Origin of the sequence: Luteimonas rhizosphaerae (genome assembly GCF_002849595.1) — a bacterium.
GTDB classification, from domain to species: Bacteria; Pseudomonadota; Gammaproteobacteria; order Xanthomonadales; family Xanthomonadaceae; genus Luteimonas; species Luteimonas cellulosilyticus.
The window spans coordinates 68,893-91,430 of record NZ_NRQR01000024.1 but is presented as its reverse complement, the minus strand read 5'-3'; the positions used below and the strand labels follow the sequence as shown (position 1 = coordinate 91,430).

Annotated in this window: 22 protein-coding genes and 1 pseudogene; 13 read left to right on the top strand and 10 right to left on the bottom strand. The window is 69.3% G+C overall.

What is annotated here, in order from left to right; all coding sequences use genetic code 11:
• Positions 1 to 85: 85 nt before the first annotated feature.
• Positions 86 to 1,417 carry a chromosomal replication initiator protein DnaA gene (dnaA, locus tag CJ022_RS12205; RefSeq protein WP_101926940.1) on the bottom strand — a complete coding sequence of 444 codons (1,332 nt, stop codon included), beginning with the start codon at positions 1,415 to 1,417 and terminating at the stop codon, positions 86 to 88.
• A 223-nt stretch (positions 1,418 to 1,640) separates the two neighbouring features.
• On the opposite strand from dnaA, the gene rpmH reads away from it, so the two are divergent.
• The 5 genes from rpmH (at position 1,641) to CJ022_RS12180 (ending at position 6,579) form a co-directional block, all read left to right on the top strand.
• A complete protein-coding gene (rpmH, locus tag CJ022_RS12200) occupies positions 1,641 to 1,781 on the top strand; it encodes a 50S ribosomal protein L34 (protein ID WP_047138036.1) in 141 nt (46 codons plus the stop codon).
• A gap of 52 nt (positions 1,782 to 1,833) precedes the next feature.
• Positions 1,834 to 2,253 carry a ribonuclease P protein component gene (gene rnpA, locus CJ022_RS12195; protein WP_101926917.1) on the top strand — a complete coding sequence of 140 codons (420 nt, stop codon included), beginning with the start codon at positions 1,834 to 1,836 and terminating at the stop codon, positions 2,251 to 2,253.
• Between the two features lie 32 nt (positions 2,254 to 2,285).
• Positions 2,286 to 3,941, top strand: coding sequence for a membrane protein insertase YidC (gene yidC / locus CJ022_RS12190; RefSeq protein WP_255407570.1), 1,656 nt, complete (start codon positions 2,286 to 2,288; stop codon positions 3,939 to 3,941).
• An 84-nt stretch (positions 3,942 to 4,025) separates the two neighbouring features.
• Positions 4,026 to 5,360 carry a tRNA uridine-5-carboxymethylaminomethyl(34) synthesis GTPase MnmE gene (gene mnmE / locus CJ022_RS12185; protein ID WP_101926915.1) on the top strand — a complete coding sequence of 445 codons (1,335 nt, stop codon included), beginning with the start codon at positions 4,026 to 4,028 and terminating at the stop codon, positions 5,358 to 5,360.
• A gap of 175 nt (positions 5,361 to 5,535) precedes the next feature.
• Positions 5,536 to 6,579: an energy transducer TonB gene (locus CJ022_RS12180; protein WP_101926914.1), complete on the top strand. Its 1,044-nt coding sequence runs from the start codon at positions 5,536 to 5,538 to the stop codon at positions 6,577 to 6,579.
• 103 nt (positions 6,580 to 6,682) lie between these two features.
• On the opposite strand, the gene CJ022_RS12175 is transcribed toward CJ022_RS12180, so the two are convergent.
• From CJ022_RS12175 to CJ022_RS12145, 7 genes and pseudogenes are all read right to left on the bottom strand, one after another.
• Positions 6,683 to 7,846, bottom strand: a complete 1,164-nt coding sequence (locus tag CJ022_RS12175) for an ABC transporter permease (RefSeq protein WP_101926913.1) — start codon at positions 7,844 to 7,846, stop codon at positions 6,683 to 6,685.
• A complete protein-coding gene (locus CJ022_RS12170; RefSeq protein WP_101926912.1) occupies positions 7,843 to 8,589 on the bottom strand; it encodes an ABC transporter ATP-binding protein in 747 nt (248 codons plus the stop codon). Before CJ022_RS12170 ends, CJ022_RS12175 begins: the two co-directional genes overlap by 4 nt.
• Before the next feature lie 82 nt (positions 8,590 to 8,671).
• On the bottom strand, positions 8,672 to 10,192 hold the full coding sequence (locus tag CJ022_RS12165) for an alpha/beta hydrolase (RefSeq protein WP_101926911.1): 1,521 nt from the start codon (positions 10,190 to 10,192) through the stop codon (positions 8,672 to 8,674).
• The gene (locus CJ022_RS12160) at positions 10,189 to 10,389 is read right to left on the bottom strand and encodes a helix-turn-helix transcriptional regulator (RefSeq protein ID WP_101926910.1); all 201 of its coding nucleotides are present in this window, start codon (positions 10,387 to 10,389) and stop codon (positions 10,189 to 10,191) included. Before CJ022_RS12160 ends, CJ022_RS12165 begins: the two co-directional genes overlap by 4 nt.
• 10 nt (positions 10,390 to 10,399) lie before the next feature.
• On the bottom strand, positions 10,400 to 10,975 hold the full coding sequence (locus CJ022_RS12155) for a hypothetical protein (RefSeq protein ID WP_233198743.1): 576 nt from the start codon (positions 10,973 to 10,975) through the stop codon (positions 10,400 to 10,402).
• Between the two features lie 149 nt (positions 10,976 to 11,124).
• Positions 11,125 to 12,306: a hypothetical protein gene (locus CJ022_RS12150; RefSeq protein ID WP_101926909.1), complete on the bottom strand. Its 1,182-nt coding sequence runs from the start codon at positions 12,304 to 12,306 to the stop codon at positions 11,125 to 11,127.
• Between the two features lie 176 nt (positions 12,307 to 12,482).
• A pseudogene (locus CJ022_RS12145) lies at positions 12,483 to 13,090 on the bottom strand (ferredoxin--NADP reductase).
• Positions 13,091 to 13,276: 186 nt separating this feature from the next.
• On the opposite strand from CJ022_RS12145, the gene CJ022_RS12140 reads away from it, so the two are divergent.
• From CJ022_RS12140 to CJ022_RS12120, 5 genes are all read left to right on the top strand, one after another.
• Positions 13,277 to 14,245, top strand: a complete 969-nt coding sequence (locus tag CJ022_RS12140) for an ABC transporter ATP-binding protein (protein WP_425490853.1) — start codon at positions 13,277 to 13,279, stop codon at positions 14,243 to 14,245.
• Positions 14,242 to 15,057, top strand: a complete 816-nt coding sequence (locus tag CJ022_RS12135) for an ABC transporter permease (RefSeq protein ID WP_101926907.1) — start codon at positions 14,242 to 14,244, stop codon at positions 15,055 to 15,057. The genes CJ022_RS12140 and CJ022_RS12135 overlap by 4 nt, the downstream gene beginning before the upstream one ends.
• 71 nt (positions 15,058 to 15,128) lie before the next feature.
• Positions 15,129 to 16,178, top strand: coding sequence for an OmpA family protein (locus CJ022_RS12130; protein WP_101926906.1), 1,050 nt, complete (start codon positions 15,129 to 15,131; stop codon positions 16,176 to 16,178).
• Between the two features lie 187 nt (positions 16,179 to 16,365).
• On the top strand, positions 16,366 to 17,322 hold the full coding sequence (panE, locus tag CJ022_RS12125; protein WP_101926905.1) for a 2-dehydropantoate 2-reductase: 957 nt from the start codon (positions 16,366 to 16,368) through the stop codon (positions 17,320 to 17,322).
• 73 nt (positions 17,323 to 17,395) lie between these two features.
• Positions 17,396 to 17,887: a hypothetical protein gene (locus tag CJ022_RS12120; RefSeq protein WP_101926904.1), complete on the top strand. Its 492-nt coding sequence runs from the start codon at positions 17,396 to 17,398 to the stop codon at positions 17,885 to 17,887.
• 615 nt (positions 17,888 to 18,502) lie between these two features.
• On the opposite strand, the gene CJ022_RS12115 is transcribed toward CJ022_RS12120, so the two are convergent.
• Entirely contained in the window at positions 18,503 to 18,694 is a 192-nt protein-coding gene (locus CJ022_RS12115; RefSeq protein WP_101926903.1) for a hypothetical protein, read from the bottom strand.
• A 389-nt stretch (positions 18,695 to 19,083) separates the two neighbouring features.
• Between CJ022_RS12115 and CJ022_RS16825 the strand changes: the two genes are divergently transcribed.
• Positions 19,084 to 19,728 (top strand): hypothetical protein, encoded by a 645-nt coding sequence (locus CJ022_RS16825; RefSeq protein ID WP_143703959.1) that lies wholly within the window; start codon positions 19,084 to 19,086, stop codon positions 19,726 to 19,728.
• A gap of 27 nt (positions 19,729 to 19,755) precedes the next feature.
• Positions 19,756 to 21,123, top strand: coding sequence for a T6SS phospholipase effector Tle1-like catalytic domain-containing protein (locus tag CJ022_RS12110; RefSeq protein WP_101926902.1), 1,368 nt, complete (start codon positions 19,756 to 19,758; stop codon positions 21,121 to 21,123).
• Here CJ022_RS12110 and CJ022_RS17795 read toward each other — a convergent pair.
• Positions 21,113 to 21,754, bottom strand: coding sequence for a M16 family metallopeptidase (locus CJ022_RS17795; RefSeq protein ID WP_425490852.1), 642 nt, complete (start codon positions 21,752 to 21,754; stop codon positions 21,113 to 21,115). The genes CJ022_RS12110 and CJ022_RS17795 overlap by 11 nt on opposite strands.
• Positions 21,755 to 21,829: 75 nt before the next feature.
• Here CJ022_RS17795 and CJ022_RS12095 point away from each other — a divergent pair, with 75 nt between their 5' ends.
• Entirely contained in the window at positions 21,830 to 22,531 is a 702-nt protein-coding gene (locus tag CJ022_RS12095) for a pseudouridine synthase (protein WP_101926901.1), read from the top strand.
• Positions 22,532 to 22,538: the final 7 nt, after the last annotated feature.

Sequence of the window (22,538 nt, the reverse complement as noted above, 5' to 3'; positions counted from 1 at the left end):
ACTTCAAGGGGCCCAAACCATCCACAGCTTGTCCACCTCTCACCGCCAGCTTGTGTACCGGCCGTTTTCCACAGGATCCGCCGCCTCATTCACTGAGTTTTCGGATCAGCTTGTCCCAGTCCTCACGCAGTTTGCCGTCGCTGGCGATCAGCGTGCGGATCTGCCGGCAGGCGTGCAGCACCGTCGTGTGGTCGCGACCGGCGAACGCCTCGCCGATCTCCGGCAGGCTGTGTTCGGTCAGTTCCTTCGACAACGCCATCGCCACCTGCCGCGGACGCGCCAGCGAACGGGTGCGCCGTTTCGACAGCAAATCCTTGATCTGCAAGCCGTAGTAGTCTGCCACGACCTTCTGGATATTGGCGATGCTGATGGCCTGCTGCTGGGCCCGCAACAGGTCGCGCAGGGTCTCCTGGGCGAACTCCACGGTGATGGCCCGGCCCATGAAGTTCGCGCGCGCCGCCAGCGTGTTGAGCGCGCCCTCGAGGTCGCGCACGTTGGAATGCATCTTCTTGGCCAGCAGGAACGCCACGTCGTCGGGCATCTGGGTGCCGCGCTCGCGCGCCTTGGCCAGCACGATCGCCGCACGCGTTTCGAAGTCGGGCGGATCGATCGCCACCGACAGGCCCCAGGACAGCCGCGACTTGAGCCGGGGCTCCAGACCCTCGACTTCGCGCGGATAGCGGTCGCAGGTCATGATGATCTGCTGCTTGCTGTCGAACAGCGTATTGAACGTGTGGAAGAACTCTTCCTGGGTGCGGTCCTTGCCGGCGAAGAACTGGATGTCGTCGATCAGCAGCGCGTCGATCTGGCGGAACTGGCGCTTGAACTGGTCCGAGGTCTTCTCCTGGATCGAGCGGAAGAAGGCGCTGTAGAACTCTTCCGACCGCAGATACAGGATCCGCGCCCGCGGATTGATCCGGCGCATCTCGTTGCCGGCCGCGAACATCAGGTGGGTCTTGCCCAGCCCGGTGCCGCCGTAGAGCAGCAGCGGGTTGTGCGCACGCTCGCCCGGATTGAGCGCGGCCTGCCAGGCGGCGGCGCGGCCCATCTGGTTGCTGCGCCCCTCGACGAAGTTGTCGAAGGTGTAGTGATTGTCGAGATTGCCGGCGAAGGCCTCGATCGGCATCGGCGCGGCGGCGCGGGCCGCATCGGCCGCGGGCGTCGGCGCCGGCACCGCGATCCGTGGCAGCGAGCCGACCTGCAGGCTGACCTCCTCGATCCCGCCGAAATGCTGCAGCAGCTCGCGGATCCGCGGCATGTAGCGGGCCTGCACCTCGTCGCGGACGAAGGCGTTCGGCGCATAGAGCACCGTGGTCTGGGCATGCGCCTGCGCCTGCAGCGGCTTGAGCCAGGTGTGGACGTCTTCGGCCGGAAATTCGGCTTCGAGACGTAGGAGGCAGCGGGGCCAGGCATCCATCATTGCGCGGGATTCGGAAAGCGGGCACCGCCGCGCACTGCGCGTTCCGGGCACCGGGGGAAGGGCAGGCAGACTATCATCTGGTTCCCGGCCCCGGCATCCCGCGCGGCAGGGGCCGCATCCGGCGGCGCGGGTGATTCGTCACATCGGCTTGACCGTCGTGGTGGGGCGCCGCTAGAATTTCCGGTTCCTTATTTGTCGCGTCGCCCCCAGAAGGCTCACCATGGCTACCAAGCGCACCTACCAGCCCAGCAACCTCAAGCGCAAGCGCGACCACGGTTTCCGTGCCCGCATGGCGACGGCCGATGGCCGCAAGATTCTCGCGCGCCGCCGCGCCAAGGGCCGCAAGGTCCTCTCGGCCTGAAGTCCGCCGGGTGGGGGAGCGTGCTCGCCCACCGGTCTGCTGTCCTGATCCGATGAACGCCGCCGTCCGCTTCCCGCGGAGCGCGCGCGTGCGCCTGCGCGCCGAATTCGACCGCGTCTTTGCCGAGGCGAAGCGCACCGCGACCCCGTTGCTCGCCGTGCACATCCTGCGCGAGCCTGGCGGCGCGCGCCTGGGTCTGGCGGTCTCGCGCAAGGTCGACAAGCGCGCCGTCGGCCGCAACCGCATCAAACGCATCCTGCGCGAGCAGTTTCGCCAGCTCCGCGCGGACCTGCCGCCCGGCGCCTATGTCGTCGTGGCGCGTCCGGCCGCCGCGCAGGCCGACCATTCCTCGATCGTCGAGGCCTTCGTCGGCGCGTTGCGCCGTGCCCGCGCATTGCCGCCCGTGGCCATGGGCGGCACAATGCCGGCCGCCCCGATCCTCCCATCCCCGCCGGCGTCCGCCGGCGCATGAGCGTGCCCGCCTGATGAACCAGACCCGTCGCCGTGCTGTTGTGGATGGAGTGGGGGAAGGAACAGGCCGCGCCGCCGCAGGCGCAGGCCACGAGCCAGACGGCCGCGTCCTCCACCGTGCCGTCGGCGACCGCCGCGGCCGGCAGCGCCGCGATCCCCAATGCCCCGGCCGCACCCGCGGTGCCCGGCGCCGCGCCGACCGAAGTCGCCGCGCCGCCCGCGGCCAACCGCCAGGTCGTCGTGCAGACCGACGTGCTGCGCGTCGTGCTCGATGGCGGCAACGTGGTCCAGGCCGACCTGCTGGCCTATCCGCAGACCCGCGACGACGGCAGCCCGCCGGTGCGGATGTTCGATCCCGACCCGCTGCACTATTACGCCGCGCAGAGCGGCTGGGTCAGCAGCGCGAATGCGGCGCCGACGCACGAGGCCGGCTTCGCGGCGGAACGCCCGGAAGCGACCGTCGCCCTGGTCGACGGCGAGAACACCGTGGTCGTGCCGTTCGTCTGGACCGACGGCGACGGCGTGACCATCCGCCGCAGCTTCATCCTGACCCGTGGCGGGTACGCCATCGAAGTGCGCGACGAAGTCGTCAATGCCAGCGGCGCGCCGTGGCAGGGCTTCGCCTACCGCCAGCTGACGCGCACCGCGCCGGCGATGAAGCGCGGCATGACCAATCCCGAGTCCTACAGCCTGGTCGGCGCGACCTGGTTCGGTGACGAGATCGGCTACGGTCGCCGCCAGCTCGCCGACTTCGCCGACGACGGCCCGCTCAACGCTCAGGACAGCCAGGTCTGGGTCGCGATGGTCCAGCACCATTTCTTCAGCGCCTGGATCCCGCAGCCCGAAGGCGTCAGCACGGTCTCGATGCAGGTCGACGCCAGCACCGGTGCGCCGCGGTACCTGATCCGCGAAATGGGACCGCCGGTCTCGGTCGCCGCCGGCCAGCAGGTCGCCACCACGGCGCGCCTGTGGGTCGGACCCAAGCAGGTCGACCTGATCCGCGCCGAAGGCGTGCGCGGGCTCGACCGCGTCGTCGACTACAGCCGCTTCTCGATCTTCGCGATGCTCGGCGAGGGCCTGTTCTGGATCCTCGCCAAGCTGCACGGTCTGATCGGCAACTGGGGCTGGTCGATCATCGGCCTGGTGCTGCTGGTGAAGCTGGCGCTGTATCCGCTGTCGGTCGCGCAGTACAAGTCGATGGCCAAGATGCGCAAGTTCCAGCCGCGCATCGCCCAGCTCAAGGAACGTTACGGCGACGACAAGCAGAAGTTCCAGCAGGCGATGATGGAGCTCTACAAGAAGGAAAAGATCAATCCCGTCGGCGGCTGCCTGCCGGTGCTGCTGCAGATGCCGGTGTTCTTCGCGCTGTACTGGGTGCTGCTGGAATCGGTGGAACTGCGCCACACGCCGTGGATGCTGTGGATCCAGGACCTGACCGCGCGCGATCCCTACTTCATCCTGCCGGTGCTCAACATCGCGATCATGTGGGCGACCCAGAAGCTCACGCCGATGGTCGGCATGGATCCGATGCAGCAGAAGATCATGCAGTTCATGCCGCTGATCTTCGGCGTCATCATGGTCTTCTTCCCCTCGGGCCTGGTGCTGTACTGGGTCACCAACGGCGGCCTCGGCCTGCTGCAGCAGTGGTGGATGATCAAGCGCTACAGCGAGGCGCCGGCCAAGGCCTGACCCCATGCGGCGGGCCGCACCCGCCACCGTCCTTTCCACAAGCCCGCCGCCCGGCGGGCTTGTGCGTTCTGCGAGAATCGCGCCATGCACGACACCGACACCATCGCCGCGATCGCGACGCCCGCCGGCGCCGGCGGCGTCGGCATCGTGCGGCTCTCGGGGCCAGCGGCGCGCGACATCGCCCGGGCCATCTGCGCGCGCGCACTGACGCCGCGGCATGCCCACTACGTGCGTTTCCACGACGCCGACGGCCAGGTCCTCGACGACGGCCTGGCGCTCGCATTCGTCGCCCCGGCCAGTTACACCGGCGAGGACGTTGTCGAGCTGCAGGCCCACGGCAGCCCGGTCGTCCTGCAGCAGTTGCTGGCGTGCACGCGTGCGCTCGGCGCCCGGCTCGCGCGGGCCGGCGAGTTCAGCGAACGCGCCTTCCTCAACGGACGGCTCGACCTGACCCAGGCCGAAGCCGTCGCCGACCTGATCGCCGCCGGCGACGTGCGCGCGGCGCGCGCGGCGCGACGCGCGCTCGATGGCGTGTTCTCGGCGCAGGTCGATGCCATCGCCGCGGCGCTGCTCGAACTGCGCGTGCACGTCGAGGCGATGATCGATTTCTCCGACGAGCCCATCGACACGCTCGGCGGCGACGTCGTCGCCGCACGCATCGATGCGCTGGTCGAGCGGCTCGACGCGCTGCTGGCCGACGCCGAGCAGGGCCGCAAGCTGCGCGACGGCGTGCACGCGGTGATCGTCGGCCCGCCGAACGCCGGCAAGAGTTCGCTGCTCAACGCGCTGGCCGGCAGCGACCGCGCGATCGTCACCGACATCGCCGGCACCACGCGCGACCTGTTGCAGGAAACCGTGCGCATCGACGGCATCGAGCTGACCCTCGTCGACACCGCCGGCCTGCGCGAGGACGGCGATGCGATCGAACGTGAAGGCATGCGACGCGCGCGCGGGGAACTGCAGCGCGCGGACCTGGCGCTCGTCGTGCTCGACGCGCGCGCGCCGGCCGCGGGCACGGCCGCCATCGCCGACGCGATCGCCGGCGTGCCGGCCACGCTGTGGCTGCACAACAAGTGCGACCTGCTCGACGACCCCGCGCCGCTGGGCGAAGGCGTGCTGGCGGTGTCGGCGCGGACCGGCGCCGGTCTCGACGCGCTGCGGGCGGCGCTGCATGCACACGCGGGCGGCACGCACGACGCCGGCGAGGGCGCGTTCACCGCGCGCAGTCGGCACATCGACGGCCTGCGTCGTGCGCGCGACGCGGTGGCCGCTGCCCGCGTCACGCTGCGCGCCGACGTGCTCGAGCTGACCGCCGAGGCCCTGCGCGAGGCGCACGACGCGACCGGCGAGATCACCGGCCGGGTGCTCCCCGACGACCTGCTGGGGCACATCTTCTCGAGTTTCTGCATCGGCAAGTGAGCGCGCACGCGGCGCCGACCTGCGTCGGAATCATACGGAACGGGGGCCAACGTCCGGCAACAATCCGTGATCGTGTCGACAGCCCACGCACGCCGATCGCGCGTGCCAGTTGACAAATCGCGCCCGCTGTCGCGTCCTACGCAGTCTTGCAGACATGCATCCTTGGGGAAAGATCATGTATCCATCGCAATCGACGCCTTCGCGGGCGGCTTGGCTGCGCGTCATGGGGGGAGTCTGCCTGGTGGCGGGACTCGGCGCGTGTGGCTCGCAGGAGGAACCGGTCGCACCGGCGGACACACCGGCTGCGGCGGCGAGTGCCGTGCAGGCGCAGGCGGTCGAAGAAGCGGCCAAGGCCCAGCAGCAGGCCGACGCCTCGCTCGCCGGCCTGTCGGTCGAGCAGCTGCGCACCGAGGCCAACAAGGCCTACCAGGAAAGCCGGCTGTACTCGCCGGTCGGCGAAAGCGCGATGGAGTACTACCTGGCGCTGCGCGACAAGGAAGCCGGCGACGCTGCCGCGTCCAGCGCACTGATCGACCTGTTGCCGATGACGGTCATTGCGACCGAGCAGAGCCGCGACCGCGGGGACTTCGCCGAAGCGCGGCGTCTGCTCGGGTTGATCGAGCGCGCCGACGCGGCGCATCCGGCGGTCGAGCGACTGCGCGCGAGCATCGTCGCCGCCGAAGAAGAGAATGCCCGCCGCGCCGAGGAGCAGAAGCTCACCGCCGAGCAGGAAACGCAGCGGCAGGAACAACTGGAGCGCGAGCGCGCGCAGCAGCAGCAGCAGGCGCAGGCCACCGCCGCGCAGGCCCTGGCCCAGCAGCAGGCTGCGGAGCAGGAAGCCAACCGCGAGGCCGCGGCCCGCGCCGAAACCGCCCGCCAGGAAGCCGCCCGCCAACAGGCCGCCGCGCCACCGCCGGCTGCGGCCGCACCGACGCCGGCCGCGCCCGCCGCCGCGACCCCGGCGCAGCTGCGTCCGGTCAACACGCCTGCGCCGCGTTATCCGCCCGAGGCGCTGCGCGCGGGCACGTCCGGCGAAGTGCAGGTCGAGTTCACCGTCGGTGTCGACGGCTCGGTGACCAACGCCCGCGTCGTGCGCGCTGATCCGCCGCGCACCTTCGACCGTGAAGCGCTCAATGCCGTGCGTCGCTGGCGTTTCGAACCGGTGCCCGCACCGGTGACCACGCGCCGGTCGATCGGGTTCTCGCCCAGCGGCAACTGAGGCTGGCCGCGTCGCCGCAGGGCGGCGCGAGTGGACAAAAAAAGCCCGGCAGTGCCGGGCTTTTTTGTTGGCGCCTCCTGCGCCGGAGCCGTGACCTGCGACGTCAGCCGGCGACGGCCAGGCGCTCCTGCCGGTAGCGTTGCACTGCGGCGAACCACAGCAGCGCCGCGAGCGCGACGCTGGCCGTAAGGTAGATCCCCCAGACCTGCATCGGGATCTGCTCGGCGCGGATCACCTTCAGCAGCAGCTGGTTCTGCGCGAGGAACGGCACCGCGAACTGCCACAGCTCGGTCTTGATCGGATTGATCATCAACATGAAGCTCGGCACCATCGGCAACAGCATCAGCCACACCATGTGGCTCTGCGCCTCCTTCATGCTCTTGGCGGTCGCGGCCAGGAAGGTCAGGAGCGACGTGCCGATCAACAGCATCGGCAGCAGCACGACCAGCATCTTGCCGATCGCCAGGAAACTGACGTCGAGCATCCGCGCCGCACTCGTGCCCATCTGCGCACTGATCTTGAAGGCGAGCAGCGTCAACAGCAGTGACAGCACACCGATCGCGCAGGCCGCGGCGATCTTGCCGCTGACGATCGCGCCACGCGCCGCCGGCGTCGCCAGCAGCGGTTCCAGCGACTGCCGCTCGCGTTCGCCCGCGGTCGCGTCGAGGATCAGATAGGAGCCGCCGATGAAGCTCGACAGGATCAGCAGGTAGGGCAGCAGCACCGCCAGCAGCACGCCGCGCTTGGCTTCCTCGGTCGCCAGGTCGCGGGTGCCGATGCCGATCGGCCGCATCACCGACGGATGGGCGCCGTAGCCGCCGATCGCCGCGCGTACGCGCGCCGTGGGCACATCCGAACTGCGTCGCGTACTGTCGCTGAGGATCTCGATCGTCGCCGGGCGTCCGGCGTGCCAGTCGTCGGCGAAGTCCGCGTCGATCGCGATCGCCACGTCGACATCCTGCCGCGCGATCGCCGCATCGAGATCGGCCGGCGGATCGATCGCGCGGATGCCGAGGGTCGCGAGATGCGCGACCAGGTTCGGCGCGTGCTCGGCGCCGACCACCGGCACCTCGAGGATCCTGTCCTGGCCGGTGGTCATGCGCTTCTCGGCCATGAAGTTCATGCCGAACATCATCAAGGGATACAGCAGTGGCCCGAGGAACAGCGCCATGAACAGCGTGCGCCGGTCGCGGCCGATGTCGAGCAGTTCCTTGCGCATCACGCACCACAGTGCGGTCAGGTTCGAGGTCTTGCGATGGGTGCTCATGCCAGCAGGCCCTCCTCGGAACCGATGGCCCGCACGAACGCGTCCTCCAGGTTCTCCATGCCGAAGCGCGCACGCAGTTCGTCGGCGGTGCCGGCGGCAACGACGCGGCCCTTGGCGATGATGACGATGCGGTCACACAGCGCGGCGACCTCCTGCATGATGTGGCTGGAGAAGATCACGCAACGGCCGTCGTCGCGCAGGCGGAACAGGAACTCGCGCATCGCGCGGGTGGTCATCACGTCCAGGCCATTGGTCGGCTCGTCGAGGATCACGTTGCGTGGATCGTGCACCAGCGCGCGCGCGATCGCGGTCTTGGTGCGCTGGCCCTGGCTGAAGCCTTCGGTCTGGCGGTCGAGGATGTCGTCCATGTCGAGCTGCGCCGACAGCACCCGCGTGCGCTCGGCGATCTCCGCCTTCGACAGGCCGTGCAGCTCGCCGAAGTAGCGGATGTTCTCGCGCGCGGTCAGGCGCTTGTAGACGCCGCGCGCATCCGGCAGCACGCCGAGCACGCGGCGCACCGCGGCCGGATCCTGCGCGGCGTCGATGCCGTCGACCAGCACCTGGCCGCTGTCGGGTTTCATCAGCGTGTAGAGCATGCGCAGCGTCGTCGTCTTGCCGGCGCCGTTGGGGCCGAGCAGGCCGGTAATGCGACCGTCCTCGGCGATGAAGTCGACGCCGTCGACCGCCGCGACCGGGCCGGTCTTGGTCTTGAAGGTCTTGTGCAGCTGCTGTGCGGTGATCATGGGCAGGCGCTCGCAATGGAAGATCGGAAGAAGGCGCAGGCGATGCGCGGGCGGGCCGCGCGCGCCGCGGCGGACGCGCGGGTCATGGTTCCCAGCCGTTGAAGCTGGTGAACGGCGGCACCGGCCGCATCGTGTCGAGGCAGGCGGCGTCGAGCGCCGTGGCATCGGTGGACTCGATGAACTGCGCCAGCAGCTTCGGCATGCAGCCCAGCGCCAGCGTGCCGTGGCCCTGGCCCTGCAGCACCAGATGGCGACCGTTGGGCAGGGTGGCGAGCACGCGTTCGGCGTAGGCCGGTGGCGTCACCGGGTCGAGTTCGCCCGACAGCAACAGCGCCGGCACATCCGACTGCAGCGGCGCCGTGTGGTCGGCGCGCGGGGTGCCGGTGGGCCAGGTGCGGCAGGCGCCGAAGAACATCTGCGCGACCTCCGGGCCGAGGATCGTGTCGGCGGTGCGCGCGTCCTCGCGATAGCGGCCCGCATCTTCGGCGCAGATCACCGACCACTGCATGCCGCGCGTCATCTGCCCGGCGACGTTGTCGTTCATCAGATGCGACAGCGACAGCAGCGGGCCGTAGCGGCCCTGGCTGGCTTCGTCGAGCATCAGCGGCAGAAGCGACGCGGTCTGCGGCGCATACGAGAACAGGAACGCGAGGCCAGTCACCGTGTCCGGCGTGACCGTGCCCGCGCGCTGCGCACCGCTGGTCGGATCGCGAAACGCGGCCTCGGCCGGTGCGGCCGCCAGGGTGGTCATCAGGCCGCGCAGCTGGCGCTGCAGGTCGACCGGATAGCGCGCGCGGCAGGTCGCATCGGCCTGGCACTGCGCCGACTGCAGGCGCAGCGCGTCCTCGAACGTGTGCGCGAACTCGCCGCCGACGACCAGATCATTCGGCGCCACGCCGTCGAGCACCAGGCTGCGGGTGCGCGCCGGGTATTCGGCCGCGTACTGCTGCGCGACGCGCGTGCCGTAGGAGCCGCCGATCAGGTTGACGGTCTCCGCGCCGAGCGCTTCGCGCACCGCGTCGAGATCACGGATCGCGTGACCGGTGGTGTAGAAGCGCGGATCCGCGCGCCCGGCCAGCCCGTCGACGCAGCGGCCGACGTAGGCGTCGAGCTCCGCGGCGGTCGGCACCGTCAACGCGTCGAGCGGCAGCGGATCGCCCGCGGCATCGACGCAGTCCAGCGGATTCGACCGGCCCGTGCCGCGCTGGTCGATCAGCACGATGTCGCGCTGGCGCCGCACTTCGCGCAGGGCGCCGTTGATGTGCGCGGCGAGCTCGGTGGCCGCCTGGCCGGGACCGCCGGCGAGGAAGAACACCGGATCGCCCGTGCCGCCATCGCCGCCCGCCGGCAGCCAGGCGATGTTGAGGCCGATGCGGCGGCCCTCGGGTGCGTCCGGATCCTCGGGTACCTCGAACGTCGCGCATTGCGCCTCGACGCGCGCCGACGCGATGCCGCCGTCGAGCGTGCAGCCGTGGAAGGGGAGGTCGCCGAACAGGCGCGTCGCGGCGGCGGGCTCGGCGCCCGGCGCGGGACCGCTGTCGGCGCAGCCCGCGACGCAGGCTGTCGCGGCCAGGGCCAGCAGGAGGGAGGTCGTCTGTCTCATGAAGCGTCCTCGAACAGGAAAATGGATTCGATGGGTTCGGCGAACTCGCGTGCGATGCGGAACGCCAGGGGCAGGCTGGGGTCGTACTTGCCGGTCTCGATCGCGTTGATCGTCTGTCTCGAAACCTCAAGACGTTCGCCCAGCTGCGCTTGTGACCAGCCGCGCGCCTCGCGCAGGTCGCGGACCCGGCTCTTCATCGCCGCGTGCTCAACGGTAGCGCCGCGCGACGACGGCCTTGGCGACGCCATAACCGCCGCAGACCAGCGGGAAGACCCACAGCATCGCCGCGCTCGCCGGTACGTCGATGACCCGCGCCGCCTGCAGGAAGCCGCCGGTCATGTAGGCGAACGAGACCACGGCGGCGGCGATGCAGACCGCCTCCAGCTCGATGCGTTGCTGCAGCTCGTCGACGCCGCGGATGAAGCGCACCATCGCCCGCAACACCAGGGCGATCGGCGCGACCGGCAGCAGCGCGACCAGCGCGCGCAGCGCCGGCGCCTCGACATGGCGCAGCAGCAGCAGCGAGCAGACCAGCAACGCGACGTAAGCGCCCATGCCGATCAGCATGTCGCGGGTGTAGCGCCGCTGCAGCGCCGGCGGCGCGGCCGCGCAGCTCCCCGCGCGGCGCGACAGCACCAGCCCGCCCAGCGCCGCGCCCGACAGCAGGAGCAGCCCGCTGGTCCAGTCGGGCGCCGCGGGCACCGCGAGCCGCAGGGCGAGCGCTGCCACGAGCAGCAGCAGGGAGGTCGCAAGCAGAGGACGCGTGGCGGAGCGGAACGTCATGAAGGCACCGGGTGTCAAGTGAGCTTGACAGCGAGCATCGTCGCTCGATCTTTGCGTGTCAAGCAGCCTTTACACACGAGCACGTGTGCAGGCGCGGGCTCGCGCGCGACGGGCCGCCATGGGAATGCCTCGCGCGCGCCGGCACGCGCCTACGGGACCGGGTCGAGCAGCGCATCGAGCCGCTCGTCGACGAGCAGACGGCTCGCCGCATCGGGTACCCGTCCCACCAGCGCGCGTGCGCGCGCGACATGCGACGCGACGGCAGCGCGGTCGCCGTCGAGGCGTGCGATCTCCGCATCCAGCCACGCGCGGTACGGCGACAGGTCCATCAGCCCGCCCTCGCAGCGCAGCCGCCAGGCCGAGACCAGACCGCGATCGCCGACCAGCAGGGCCGCATGGCTGGCGAGCGACACGGCGATGGCGCTCTGGAACACCGGCGGCGCGTCGGCGAACGCGGCGGTCAACGCCAGCGCATCGGGCCGCGCGCGGGCCGCATCGCGGGCATCGATCGCGTGCGACAGCCGCAGCATCTGCGCCGACTGCCGCAGGCCGGTGCTGGCGATCGCGCCCTCGCTCGCGGGCAGCGCGGCGGCCGGCCAGTCGCGCGGGCGTACGCCGGCCAGGCTCAATGCCATCAGCTGGTTGATCTGCAGTTGCAGCGCCGCATCGGGCGTGCGCCGAAGCAGGTCGAGCAGGCCGCGCCCGTCGGAGCGCCAGCCGTGCAGATGCAGCGGGACCAGATTGCCGAGGCCGAGCGTCGCCGCGCCCAACGCCGTGCCGAGCAGCGCGCCGGCCAGCCACGCCGGCAACGGCGCCCACGCCACGAGTGCGACGAGGACCGCCGTCGTCAGCAGGTTCGCCAGCGGTCCGCCCGACAGGAACACCATCTGGTCGACGCGCGACAGGCCGCGCTCGCCACGCGGCAACAGCGCTGCGAACCCGCCGATGCCACGCACGCCGCCGCCGTGGCGAACGCGCCAGCGGTGATCGCTGCCGCGCTCGCAGCGCAGCGGCCCCACGCCGAACGCGATCGCGGACATGCCGCGCGACAGCCCGGCCAGCGCATGGCCGGCCTCGTGGAGCACGATGTTCGGCCACAGCGAGAGGAAGACACCGGCCAGCAGTGCGATCCCGGCGGACGCCGGCAACGCGTCGAGCATCGGCAGTGCGATGGCCGCGACACCCGCGCCGACGAGGCCACCGCCGAGGAACCCGCCGACCACGGGCAACAGGCGACGCCACAGGGGCGGCCGCGCGACAGGCGCGCCGGGCGCGGGCGGCATCAGCGCGGCGATGTCCGGGGCGTCGATGAGGTCGTCGGCGGTGTCCATGCCGGTTCTTCCTGTCCTGTGGTCCAGTGCCGCCACCCGGTCCGCCGGCATCTGGTACGGGCCTGCGGGTTCACGCATGCGCGCGTGACGCCGCGTCTATGCGCCAGCTTTACGTGCCGGCGCCGGACTTCCCGCTGCGCGTGCTGCGTGCCGAAGGCGATGCGTCGGCGACAGCGTCACTTGCTGCTGACATATTTCTCGCGGCGGATCAGCGGAATCGGCAGGCCCGCGTCCTTCAACGCATCGAAGGTCGCGTCGACCATGTTCGGATTGCCGCACAGGTAGGCGATGTCGCCCTCGGCGGACGGTGCGAACTCCGGCAGGAACTGCTGCACGTAGCCATGACGCACGTCGGCATGCGGCGCCTCCGGCAGCTCGCGCGAGAAGCAGGGCACGAAACGGAACGCCGGGTGGCGATCGGCGAACGCGCGGAAATCGTCCCCGTACAGCAGCTCTTCCGGCGTGCGCGCGCCCATCAGCAGCACGACCTCGACGCCGCGCTCGGCGATCGCCTTCTCCAGTTGCGGCAGCATCGCGCGGTATGGCGTGACACCGGTACCGGTACCGACCAGCAGGTAACGCCGGTTGGTGTCCTGCGGCATCAGGCAGAAACGGCCGAACGGCCCGCTGGCCTGCACGTGGTCACCGAGATCGAATACGAGCGCTTGGGCGCCGTGCCGTCGGCGTAGCTGAAATGCACCTGGATGAACTGGCCGGGGATGAAATCCAGCGGCAGGCCGTCGTCGCGGACGAACGACAGATGGGCGACGGTCGGCGCGATCATGCGACGGCCGATGAGCTTGAGCGGGAACTGCTGGATGGCCACGAAGTCAACCGGAGCGAAGCGGGAGAGGGCCGGGCGGAAACGCCCGGAGGAACGCGCGCAACACTGCATCGCAGGGTCGGGCGCGACCGGGCGCCTATACTAACGCCTTCGCCGCGCGCTCCGCGGCACAGGCACTGGACCATGATGCCAACCACTCCCACGCCGGCCGCAGTGCCGGCTTTGTCGGTGCGCGATCTGCGCAAGACCTACGCCGGTGGCGTGGAAGCGCTCAAGGGCGTGTCGCTCGACGTCGCGCCCGGCGATTTCTTCGCCCTGCTCGGTCCCAACGGCGCCGGCAAGTCGACCCTGATCGGCATCGTCTCTTCGCTGGTCAACAAGACCTCGGGCGACGTGCGCCTGTTCGGCACCGACCTGCACACGCGCCGCGACGAAGCGATGCGCCTGATCGGCCTGGTGCCGCAGGAGCTGAACTTCAACCTGTTCGAAAAGCCCTTCGACATCCTCGTCAACTACGCGGGCTTCTACGGCATCCCGCGCGCCGAGGCGATGGTGCGGGCCGAAGAGGAACTCAAGCGCGCGCAGTTGTGGGACAAGGCGCGGACCATGTCGCGCACGCTGTCGGGCGGCATGAAGCGCCGGCTGATGATCGCCCGCGCGATGATGACGCGCCCGCGCCTGCTGATCCTCGACGAGCCCACCGCCGGGGTCGACATCGAGATCCGCCGCGGCATGTGGCAGACGCTCAAGGAGATCAACGCCGCCGGCACGACGATCATCCTGACCACGCACTACCTCGAGGAAGCCGAAAGCCTGTGCCGCAACCTCGCGATCATCGATCGCGGCGGCATCGTCGAGCAGGGCCCGATGCGCGTGCTGCTGTCGAAACTCGACGTCGAGGGGTTCCTGCTCGACATCGACGGCTCGCTCCCGGCGACGTTGCCGCCGATCGAGGGTGCGACCCTCGTCGCCACCGACGACCACACGCTCGACATCGACATGCCGCGCGCGATGGATCTCAACCGCGTGTTCGCCACGCTCGACGCCGCCGGCATCCGCGTGCGCTCGATGCGCACCAAGTCCAACCGCCTCGAGGAACTGTTCGTGCGCATGACCGGCCCCAACGCCGCCTCGCAACAGGAGCCGTCGGCATGACCGCCAAGACCACCCACACCGACGTCGCCGCCGTCGAGGGCACCGCGCAGCGCCACTGGGTCGCGCTGGTGACCATCGCGCGCCGCGAGATTGTCCGCATCCTGCGCATCTGGGGCCAGACCCTGGTGCCGCCGGCGATCACGATGACGCTGTACTTCCTGATCTTCGGCGGCCTCATCGGCGCGCGCGTCGGCGAGATGGACGGCATCCGCTACATGGATTTCATCGTCCCCGGCCTGGTGATGATGAGCGTGATCCAGAACAGCTACGGCAACATCTCGTCGAGCTTCTTCGGCGCGAAGTTCGGCCGCCACGTCGAGGAACTGCTGGTCAGCCCGATGCCCAACTGGGTGATCCTCGGCGGCTACGTGATCGGCGCGGTCACGCGCGGTCTCGCCGTCGGCGTCATCGTGCTGTGCATCGCGATGCTCTTCACCACCGTGCGCATCCCGCATCCGCTGGTGACCTTCGCCACCGTGCTGCTGGGCGCGACGATCTTCGCGCTGGCCGGTTTCGTCAACGCGGTCTACGCGAAGAAGTTCGACGACGTCGCCATCGTGCCGATCTTCATCCTGACCCCGCTGACGTATCTGGGCGGCGTGTTCTATTCGGTCTCGCTGCTGCCCGGCTGGGCCGAGACCGCGACGCACGCGAATCCGATCTTCTACATGGTCAATGCGTTCCGCTACGGCCTGCTCGGCGTCAGCGACGTGTCGGTCGGCGTGTCGTTCGCGCTGATGCTCGGCTTCGTCGTCGGGCTCGGCGCGCTGGCGCTGTGGCTGCTCAAGCGCGGGATCGGATTGCGCAGCTGAGCGTCCGCGCATTTGCTAAGGTCTCCGTCCTAACCGGATGGAGGAGACAGGGAATGTCGGGATCACATCGTGTGCTGGCGGCGGGTCTTGCCGTACTGATTGCAGGCTGCGCGCAGCCGTCCGACGCGCCGGCCGAGGTCCTGCCGGGTGATGCGCCGGTCGAACGGGCCGCGCCCGCCGAGGGCGACGCCGACGATTCGGCGTCCGTGGATGCCCCCGTGCAGGATGCGGATCGCGACGCCGCGCCGGCCGGATTCAACATCGATGCGCTGCCATTGTCGACGCAGGTGTTGGGCGAATTCCCGTTCTTCTCGATTCCCGAAGGCTACGGCGAGGCGTTCAACTCGACCCGACGCCTGGATTTCGGCGAGGCTGCATTCTGGACAGGATCGGGCGTCCACCGGGTCGAGGGCCGCGTCTATGCGACCGGCATTGGCGTCGATCGCGACCAGTCGAAGGACAAGCAGTTCTCCGACCTGGAGGTCGTCCGCAATCTGGAGCGCGTCGTCACCGCCGCCGGCGGCGTCGAGGTGTTCGCCGGTCAGTCGCCGCGCGAGGTGGGCGATGAGATCTCCCGTGTGATGAAGCAGTACCGCACCGAGGCGAACTGTTACGGCTTCAGTCCGGAGCAGATCTTCGTGTTGCGCCGTGACGACGGCAACGTCTGGGTCCGCACCTGCCGCGCCGGGAATTTCGCAGGCCTGATCGTCGTGCAGGAGCAGGCATTGCAGGTGACCTCGACGCTGCTGCCCGCCAGCGCGCTGGAACAGGCATTGACCGATACGGGTCGCGTCGCGCTGCAGGTGCATTTCGCGACCGACCGCGCCGAGATCCTGGCTGACTCGCAGCCGCAGATTGTGCAGGTCGTTGAGCTGCTGCAGGCGGACGACGCGTTGGCGCTGTCGATCGAAGGCCATACCGACAACACCGGTGACCCTGTTCGCAATCGCACACTGTCCCAGGCGCGCGCCGCATCGGTAGTCGCGGCGCTGACCGAAGCCGGTATTGCCAGCGATCGCCTCGATGCCGTGGGCCATGGGGACAGTCGCCCGGTTGCAGACAATGCCGATGAGACGGGTCGCGCTGCAAACCGTCGCGTCGAGCTGGTGCGGCGACCGTAGTCCAACCTGTTGCAGCCCCGATCTGATTCGGGACCCGGCGCGCGCCTCTGCGCGATCGGACGAGGGCGAGAAACGTCGAGATGGCGGGAGTGGATGATCTGCACCGTGCCAATCGCAGGCCATGCAATTGCTCTGGCGCCGCGGTCTGGTCACCATGACTGCCCCACGTCGGCTCAATGGTCCGCTCATGCGTATTCTCGTTCTCGGTGCCGGCGGCACCGGTGGTTACTTCGGCGGTCGCCTCGCGCAATCCGGCGCCGACGTGACCTTCCTCGTGCGCCCGCCGCGTGCGGCGCAGCTCGCGCGCGATGGCCTGCGCATCCGCAGCGCGCTCGGCGACGCCGACCTCGCCGTCGCGCACGTCACTGCCGACGCGCTGCCGGCGTTGGCCGCCGAGCGTCCCTTCGACCTGGTGCTGCTGAGCTGCAAGGCCTACGACCTCGACAGTTCGATCGACGCGATCGCGCCCGCCGTCGGCGCGGACACGGCCGTCATGCCGATCCTCAACGGGCTGCTGCATTACGCGACGCTCGACGCGCGCTTCGGCGCCGAACGCGTGCTCGGCGGCCTGTGCTTCATCAGCGCGATGAAGGGCGCGGACGGCGAGATCGTGCATCTTCCTTCGCCGCCGTCGATGACCTTCGGCGAACGCGATCCCGCGCGCAACGGCAGCGCACGCACCCGCGCGCTGGCCGATCTGTGCACGCGCGCGGAAGGCTTCGAGCACGTCTGCAGCGAGACCTTCCTGCAGGCGGCATGGAACAAGTTCGCGTTCCTGACCACGCTGGCCGCCGCCACCTGCACGATGCGCGCGAGCATCGGCCGCATCGTCGCCAGCGAAGGCGGACCCGACTTCCTTGCCGCGCTGCACGACGAATGCCTGGCGGTTGCGGCGGCGGCCGGGTACCCGGTGCCCGGCCAGGTGCGCGCCGGCGCGCGCAAGCTGCTGACGCAGGCCGAGTCGACGACGACCGCGTCGATGCTGCGCGACCTCGAAGCGGGGCAGGACGTCGAGGGCGCGCACATCGTCGGCGACCTGTGGCATCGCGCGCAGGCGGCAGGCATCGATGCGCCGCGGCTCGCGACCGCGTGGTGCCACCTGCAGGCCTACACGTCGCGACGCGCGACGCCGGACACGCCGTGACCGCGTGCGCGGTCGCGCCCGGTGACGCAGGCGTCTGCTAGGCTCGATTCCACTTTCGATGTGAAGGATCGACATGCGCATTCCGCGTTTCCACCGTACTGCGCCGGCGTTGCTGGCCACCGCGCTCACCCTCGCCCTGGCTGCCTGTGGCGGCACGGCCGAGCCCACGCCCGACGCCGCGGCCACGCCGACCCCGGCCGAGACCGAAGCCGCGGCGCCGCCGGCCGATGCCGCGCCGCAGCCGGGCATGCCGGGCGCCGCCGATCCTGCCGATCCGGTCGCCGGCGGCAATCCCATGCTGACCCAGCTCGCCGGCCTCGGCGGCGCGATGCACGCCGCCGTCGAAAGCTGCGAGCCCACGCACGACCCTGCGCAGCTCGCGGACGCGAAAGAGCAGCAGCGCCAGAATTTCGAGCAGATGGGCGGCGACGCGACGACCTTCGAAACCGAGTTCACCTCGGCCTACGACAAGGTCCGCGCGCAGTTCGAAGGCGCGACCGCGCCGCAGCAGCAGCAGATGTGCGACGAGCTCGCGCAGATGGCGGCGCAGCCGCCGGCCGGCTGAGCCGCCACCCAACCGCAATGACGAAGCGGGCCGGTGACGGCCCGTTTTTTTGTTGGGCAGCCGGGGTGTCGATCGGTCCGTGAGTGCCGTTCGTCGCAGTTGTCGTGTCGAATGCGCGAGGAGTCGCAATCGGCAACCTCCTGTCGCGCGCAAGCGCGCTTCTACAGGAGCCGCCTGTTGTAGGAGCGCGCTCGCGCGCGACAACCATCCGCATAGGAAACGCGCATTAGCCGTATCTGGCATACGGTCTGGCGCGCGCCACACCACGGTTCACAGCGCTCGCCATCCGCAACATGCGCTCGCACGCGAGCCCGCGCCCGCAGGGCTTGCAGCAATGAGACAGCGCATCTTTTGTAGGAGCGCGCTCGCGCGCGACAGTCGGCCCACGCGCACCGTCTCCTGGCCGGGATTCGCAGACCTCTTACGCAACCGCAGTCATCGCCACCTGTGACATGGTTCGCGCGCAAGCGCGCTCCTGCAGGGCATGGAGGGCGCACGCTCGCCACCCATGTCGGAGCTTCGACCGCGCGCACAATGCAGCGACGTAGTCGTAGACGCAACGCGACCCTAACCACCCTCGCAGCCACGCCGCTATTCCGCGCCGCGATCGCGCCCTCAATCGTCGCCGGCGCCAGTGCCCGCACCGGCGTCCGCTTGCACATCGCCGCCGATGAAGACCGTCAGCGCCTCCGGCCGCAGGTGCCGCGCCATCGCGGCCTGTACGTCGGCCGGCGTCAGCGCGCGCAGGCGTTCCTCGAATGCGGCGGAGTAGGCGAGGGTGCGGTCGAGGTAGAGATTCGCCGCCACCAGCGTGATCAGTTCGCCGTCGTTGGCGCGCGAGGTGCGCCTCCGGAAGACCGGCCCCTTGAGTCGCCCGAAGCGCGGAGGTACCGATCCTACCGACGTACTTTCATGACCCGGACCGGGTTATCGGCATTGGCACGCTGTTCCACATCAAGGGCGACATGCCGGCGCTGCGTGCCTGATACCGGCCGTGGCAGGGGAGGGATCGCGGCGCGGTTTGAGCCTCTGGTCCGGATGCCGGACCGGCGCTGACACAGTTATGCGGCCATCGTCGCTTGGGACGTTCGATGGTGCGAGGTTGTCGCGATCATCGGCCTTGCAAAGCAAGGTTTGATCACGGCTGCACTAATCGCTAATGTCATTTTCGCCAACGGCCACGTGGTCGGAAGGAAATGGAGCAGAAAATGGGGCAGCCATCGACCAGGACGCGGGCCGGCGGCGCATCGACGCGCCCGCTCGCGGCCGCGATCGTTGCAGCAGTGTTTTCAATCACAGGGTGCCAGGGCATGGCCACAACCACACAGGATGCGTCTTCCTCCGGATCGCGCAAGGCGGAAAATTCCGTCGCCGATTGGCCGCTGAAGTTTGTGCAGCATAGCTTCGGTGCGTTTTGCTACTCAACCTACGCGTGCCAGATCTCATACGGGGGTTACCGCAGGACCGAGCCAAACGACAAGTTGCAGATATCTTCGGATTCGTTGGGAGAAAAATACCCTGAAAACCTTTCCGCAGGACACTTGGGGATCATGAATTTTCCGCCTCCAGCACATGTGAGCTGGCGGTCGAAGGATGGCACTTCGCATCAAGCGGAAGTAGATATCGGCGAAATCTTCAAGGACCAGGTCATCCTTCATAACGTCCCGCGCGAGGAGGTCGATGGAAGCCCTGGAACGGCCGAAGTCGTACTCGAAGTCAACGACCGTACCATCAACGTTTATATGCGGGCGTTCGTATCGACCAAGGGAGAGCAAGTCGTTGAAGGGCGCAGGGGGTATTCACGACACGAGTTGATTCTTGCCTGGACTCGGACCTACTGATCCTGTGGAAAATCATGGAGGGAAACCATGGGTGCTGATAGACATCCTGACGGCGTAGCGACCTACCCCGCAACGGTTGAAGACATCGAGAGTTACGTACGTGCCAGTCGCGAGCTGGCTGGCTTCTCCGCGCCACTGCTGATCAATAGTGGCAATCAGGATGATCGACTCTTCGTTGCGGCCTTCGATGGCACCGGAAACAGCATGTTCCGCGATGCACCGGAGAACCACACGAATGTGGCGCGCATTCACCAGCAGGTCGAGGAGCGGCGAAAAGAAGGCATCGTCAATATTGGATCCGGTTATGTCGAAGGCGTCGGTACCCAAGGTGGTCTCGGCGGAACCCGGGACCTCGCGTCGGGACACACCTACGAGGCGCGGCTGGAGGAAATGTACTTGCGGTTCATGCTGCAGGCGGATGCCTGGCTGAAGCAGAACCCCGACGCCGACATCCGCGTTGCGGCCATCGGTTTCAGTCGAGGAGCCGAGCAGACCGCGGGCTTCACCAAGCTGGTCGAGGAACGTGGCATCTGGAACCCGGAGGGCGCGGAAGTCGTGCGCGGACGCGATGGGTTGATCGAACGCATCGAACCAACCCGCCCGCCGCTCCGCGAGCCCGGGTCGGTCGTACAGGCGGCCGGCCTGTTCGATCCGGTCGGAACAGGAACACCTCGCGACCATGACCGGCGGCTCGCGGCGACCGTGGTGTCGGGCTTCCAGATCACGGCCGAGGACGAGCGCAGGAACCTGTTCCAGGGCACGCGGATCCTGGACCCGGGCGCAACGGCGGACGGGCGCTTCCTCAACGTCCAGGTGGCCGGCGCGCACAGCAACATCGGCGGCAGCTATACCCTCGACGGACTATCGATCCGCAGCGGTAACCTGATGGTCGACTACCTCAATGCGTTGAGCGACCGGCCGTTCCTCGAGAAACGCGAGGAACCGTCGGATCCCGCGCGCAACGTCATCCACCGGTCCGAGGACCACCAGGTGTTCTACAGGACGTCGATCTACGATCGACTGGGCACGCGCGCCCACCAGGAAGACCTGGCCCCACCAGCGCTGTGCCGGATCGATTGCCGCGATGCCGAACCGCGCAACGAGGCCCTGGCGGCGGGCCTGGCCTGGCGGCCGGTCGCCATCGCGCCCGTGCCGGTCGCCCCGGACGTGCAACAGGCGGCGTCCGGGCAGAGCGCCTTCGTCGAACGCCTGCTGGAACAGGCGCGCCTGGGGAATGGCGGGGCGATCGAGGTGACCTCGCGGCAGTATCTCGATGGCGAGGCCGGTCAAGCGTGGCTGCAGGCCGGGGAGCAACGATTGCGGGAACAGGAACAGACCCGCCACGGACCGGATGCGGCGCAACGCACGCAAGATCCCGTCGAAATCACCCGTTGAGGGCGGAACTCCGGCCTCGCACCGGCGACGGGAGCGCAGGGCGATCGTCGGTGGGCAGCGTAGCCTCCGCCGCTTCAGCCAGCGACATCACCGCTCCGAATGCCCGCTGTCGTAGTAGTCGCGGCGCACGAACAGGTCGGACTGGATCAGGTCCATGCACGCGCGCGCCTGCGGTGACGGCAGTTTGCCCTTGCGCATCACCATGCCGCAGCTGCGTACCGAGCTGCAGCAGCCAGGCCAGGGTGTCGGGATCGCGACTGAAACTGGCGAAGTAGTTCGTGCGGTCCAGCCACGTGGTGCCGTTGAAGCGGATGCCGCGCTTGCGCATCTCGCCCGGGATGTCGGGATGCGCCGGCGTGCCCTTGAACACCAGGTGTTCGAGCAGGTGGGCCATGCCGGTCTCGCCGTAGTGCTCGTGCCGCGAGCCGACCCGATAGACCAGATTGACCGTCGTCACCGGCTTGCTGGCGTCGGGGAACAGCACGACGCGCAGGCCGTTGTCGAAGCGGTATTCGTCGATGCCGTCGGCGCTGTGCACCGGCGCCTCGAGGCGCGCCGGCGCGGCCCCCGCCGGCCCGGTGACGAGGCCCGCCAGCAGCAGCACCACAGTCCAGCGACACGCGATTCCCATGACAGCCCTGCCCGACGACGAAGATCGGCGAAAATAGCAGACCGCATCCGGCGCCCCGCCGCGTGCACGCGACGGATGCACGCGATGATCGAGGTGTTGTACGAGGACCGCTGGCTGGCCGTGGTCGACAAGCCGGCCGGCATGATGGTTCACGACAGCAAGCTGGCGCGCGGCGAACAGGAATTCCTCGCCGACCACCTGCGGGACCAGTTCGGTCGCCAGATCTTCCTCGCCCACCGGCTCGACCGCGCGACAAGCGGCGTGCTGCTGATCGCCTTCGATCGCGACACCGCGGCCGCGCTCGGCGAACAGCTGATGTCGCGCAGCGTCGACAAGCACTACCTCGCGATCTGCCGCGGCTGGCCGGACGCCGATCTGCTGGTCGACCATCCGCTCGACGGCGGCCCGGGCAAGCCGCTGAAGAAACCTGCGCAGACCCGCTTCACCCGGCTGGCGACGACCGAGCTCGCGCTGCCGTCGTCGGGGTTCGCGACCTCGCGCTACGCGCTGCTGCGCGCCGAACCGCTGACCGGGCGCTTCCGCCAGATCCGCCGCCATCTCAAGCACCTGTCGCATCACCTGATCGGCGACACCAGCCACGGCGACGGCCGGCACAACCGCCACTTCCGCATGCTCGGCCTGCACCGCATGCTGCTGCACGCCGAGCGCCTGGGCTTCACGCATCCGCAGACCAGCGCGCGCATGACGGTCGCCGCCGCGCCCGACGCGGAATTCGCACGGGCGCTGCTGCTGTTTCCCGGCACGCCGACCGACTGAGGGCGGC

Bases quoted from the DNA above. Each gene is read 5' to 3' on its own strand.
- CJ022_RS12165 (WP_101926911.1), bottom strand. From the start codon at position 10,192: ATGAGACAGACGACCTCCCTCCTGCTGGCCCTGGCCGCGACAGCCTGC.
- CJ022_RS17795 (WP_425490852.1), bottom strand. From the start codon at position 21,754: ATGGGAATCGCGTGTCGCTGGACTGTGGTGCTGCTGCTGGCGGGCCTC.
- CJ022_RS12150 (WP_101926909.1), bottom strand. From the start codon at position 12,306: ATGGACACCGCCGACGACCTCATCGACGCCCCGGACATCGCCGCGCTG.
- rpmH (WP_047138036.1), top strand. From the start codon at position 1,641: ATGGCTACCAAGCGCACCTACCAGCCCAGCAACCTCAAGCGCAAGCGC.
- CJ022_RS12095 (WP_101926901.1), top strand. From the start codon at position 21,830: ATGCACGCGATGATCGAGGTGTTGTACGAGGACCGCTGGCTGGCCGTG.
- CJ022_RS12180 (WP_101926914.1), top strand. From the start codon at position 5,536: ATGTATCCATCGCAATCGACGCCTTCGCGGGCGGCTTGGCTGCGCGTC.
- CJ022_RS12155 (WP_233198743.1), bottom strand. From the start codon at position 10,975: ATGACGTTCCGCTCCGCCACGCGTCCTCTGCTTGCGACCTCCCTGCTG.
- rnpA (WP_101926917.1), top strand. From the start codon at position 1,834: ATGAACGCCGCCGTCCGCTTCCCGCGGAGCGCGCGCGTGCGCCTGCGC.
- mnmE (WP_101926915.1), top strand. From the start codon at position 4,026: ATGCACGACACCGACACCATCGCCGCGATCGCGACGCCCGCCGGCGCC.
- CJ022_RS12170 (WP_101926912.1), bottom strand. From the start codon at position 8,589: ATGATCACCGCACAGCAGCTGCACAAGACCTTCAAGACCAAGACCGGC.
- CJ022_RS12135 (WP_101926907.1), top strand. From the start codon at position 14,242: ATGACCGCCAAGACCACCCACACCGACGTCGCCGCCGTCGAGGGCACC.
- CJ022_RS16825 (WP_143703959.1), top strand. From the start codon at position 19,084: ATGGAGCAGAAAATGGGGCAGCCATCGACCAGGACGCGGGCCGGCGGC.
- panE (WP_101926905.1), top strand. From the start codon at position 16,366: ATGCGTATTCTCGTTCTCGGTGCCGGCGGCACCGGTGGTTACTTCGGC.
- CJ022_RS12110 (WP_101926902.1), top strand. From the start codon at position 19,756: ATGGGTGCTGATAGACATCCTGACGGCGTAGCGACCTACCCCGCAACG.
- dnaA (WP_101926940.1), bottom strand. From the start codon at position 1,417: ATGGATGCCTGGCCCCGCTGCCTCCTACGTCTCGAAGCCGAATTTCCG.
- CJ022_RS12120 (WP_101926904.1), top strand. From the start codon at position 17,396: ATGCGCATTCCGCGTTTCCACCGTACTGCGCCGGCGTTGCTGGCCACC.
- CJ022_RS12175 (WP_101926913.1), bottom strand. From the start codon at position 7,846: ATGAGCACCCATCGCAAGACCTCGAACCTGACCGCACTGTGGTGCGTG.
- CJ022_RS12140 (WP_425490853.1), top strand. From the start codon at position 13,277: ATGCCAACCACTCCCACGCCGGCCGCAGTGCCGGCTTTGTCGGTGCGC.
- CJ022_RS12160 (WP_101926910.1), bottom strand. From the start codon at position 10,389: ATGAAGAGCCGGGTCCGCGACCTGCGCGAGGCGCGCGGCTGGTCACAA.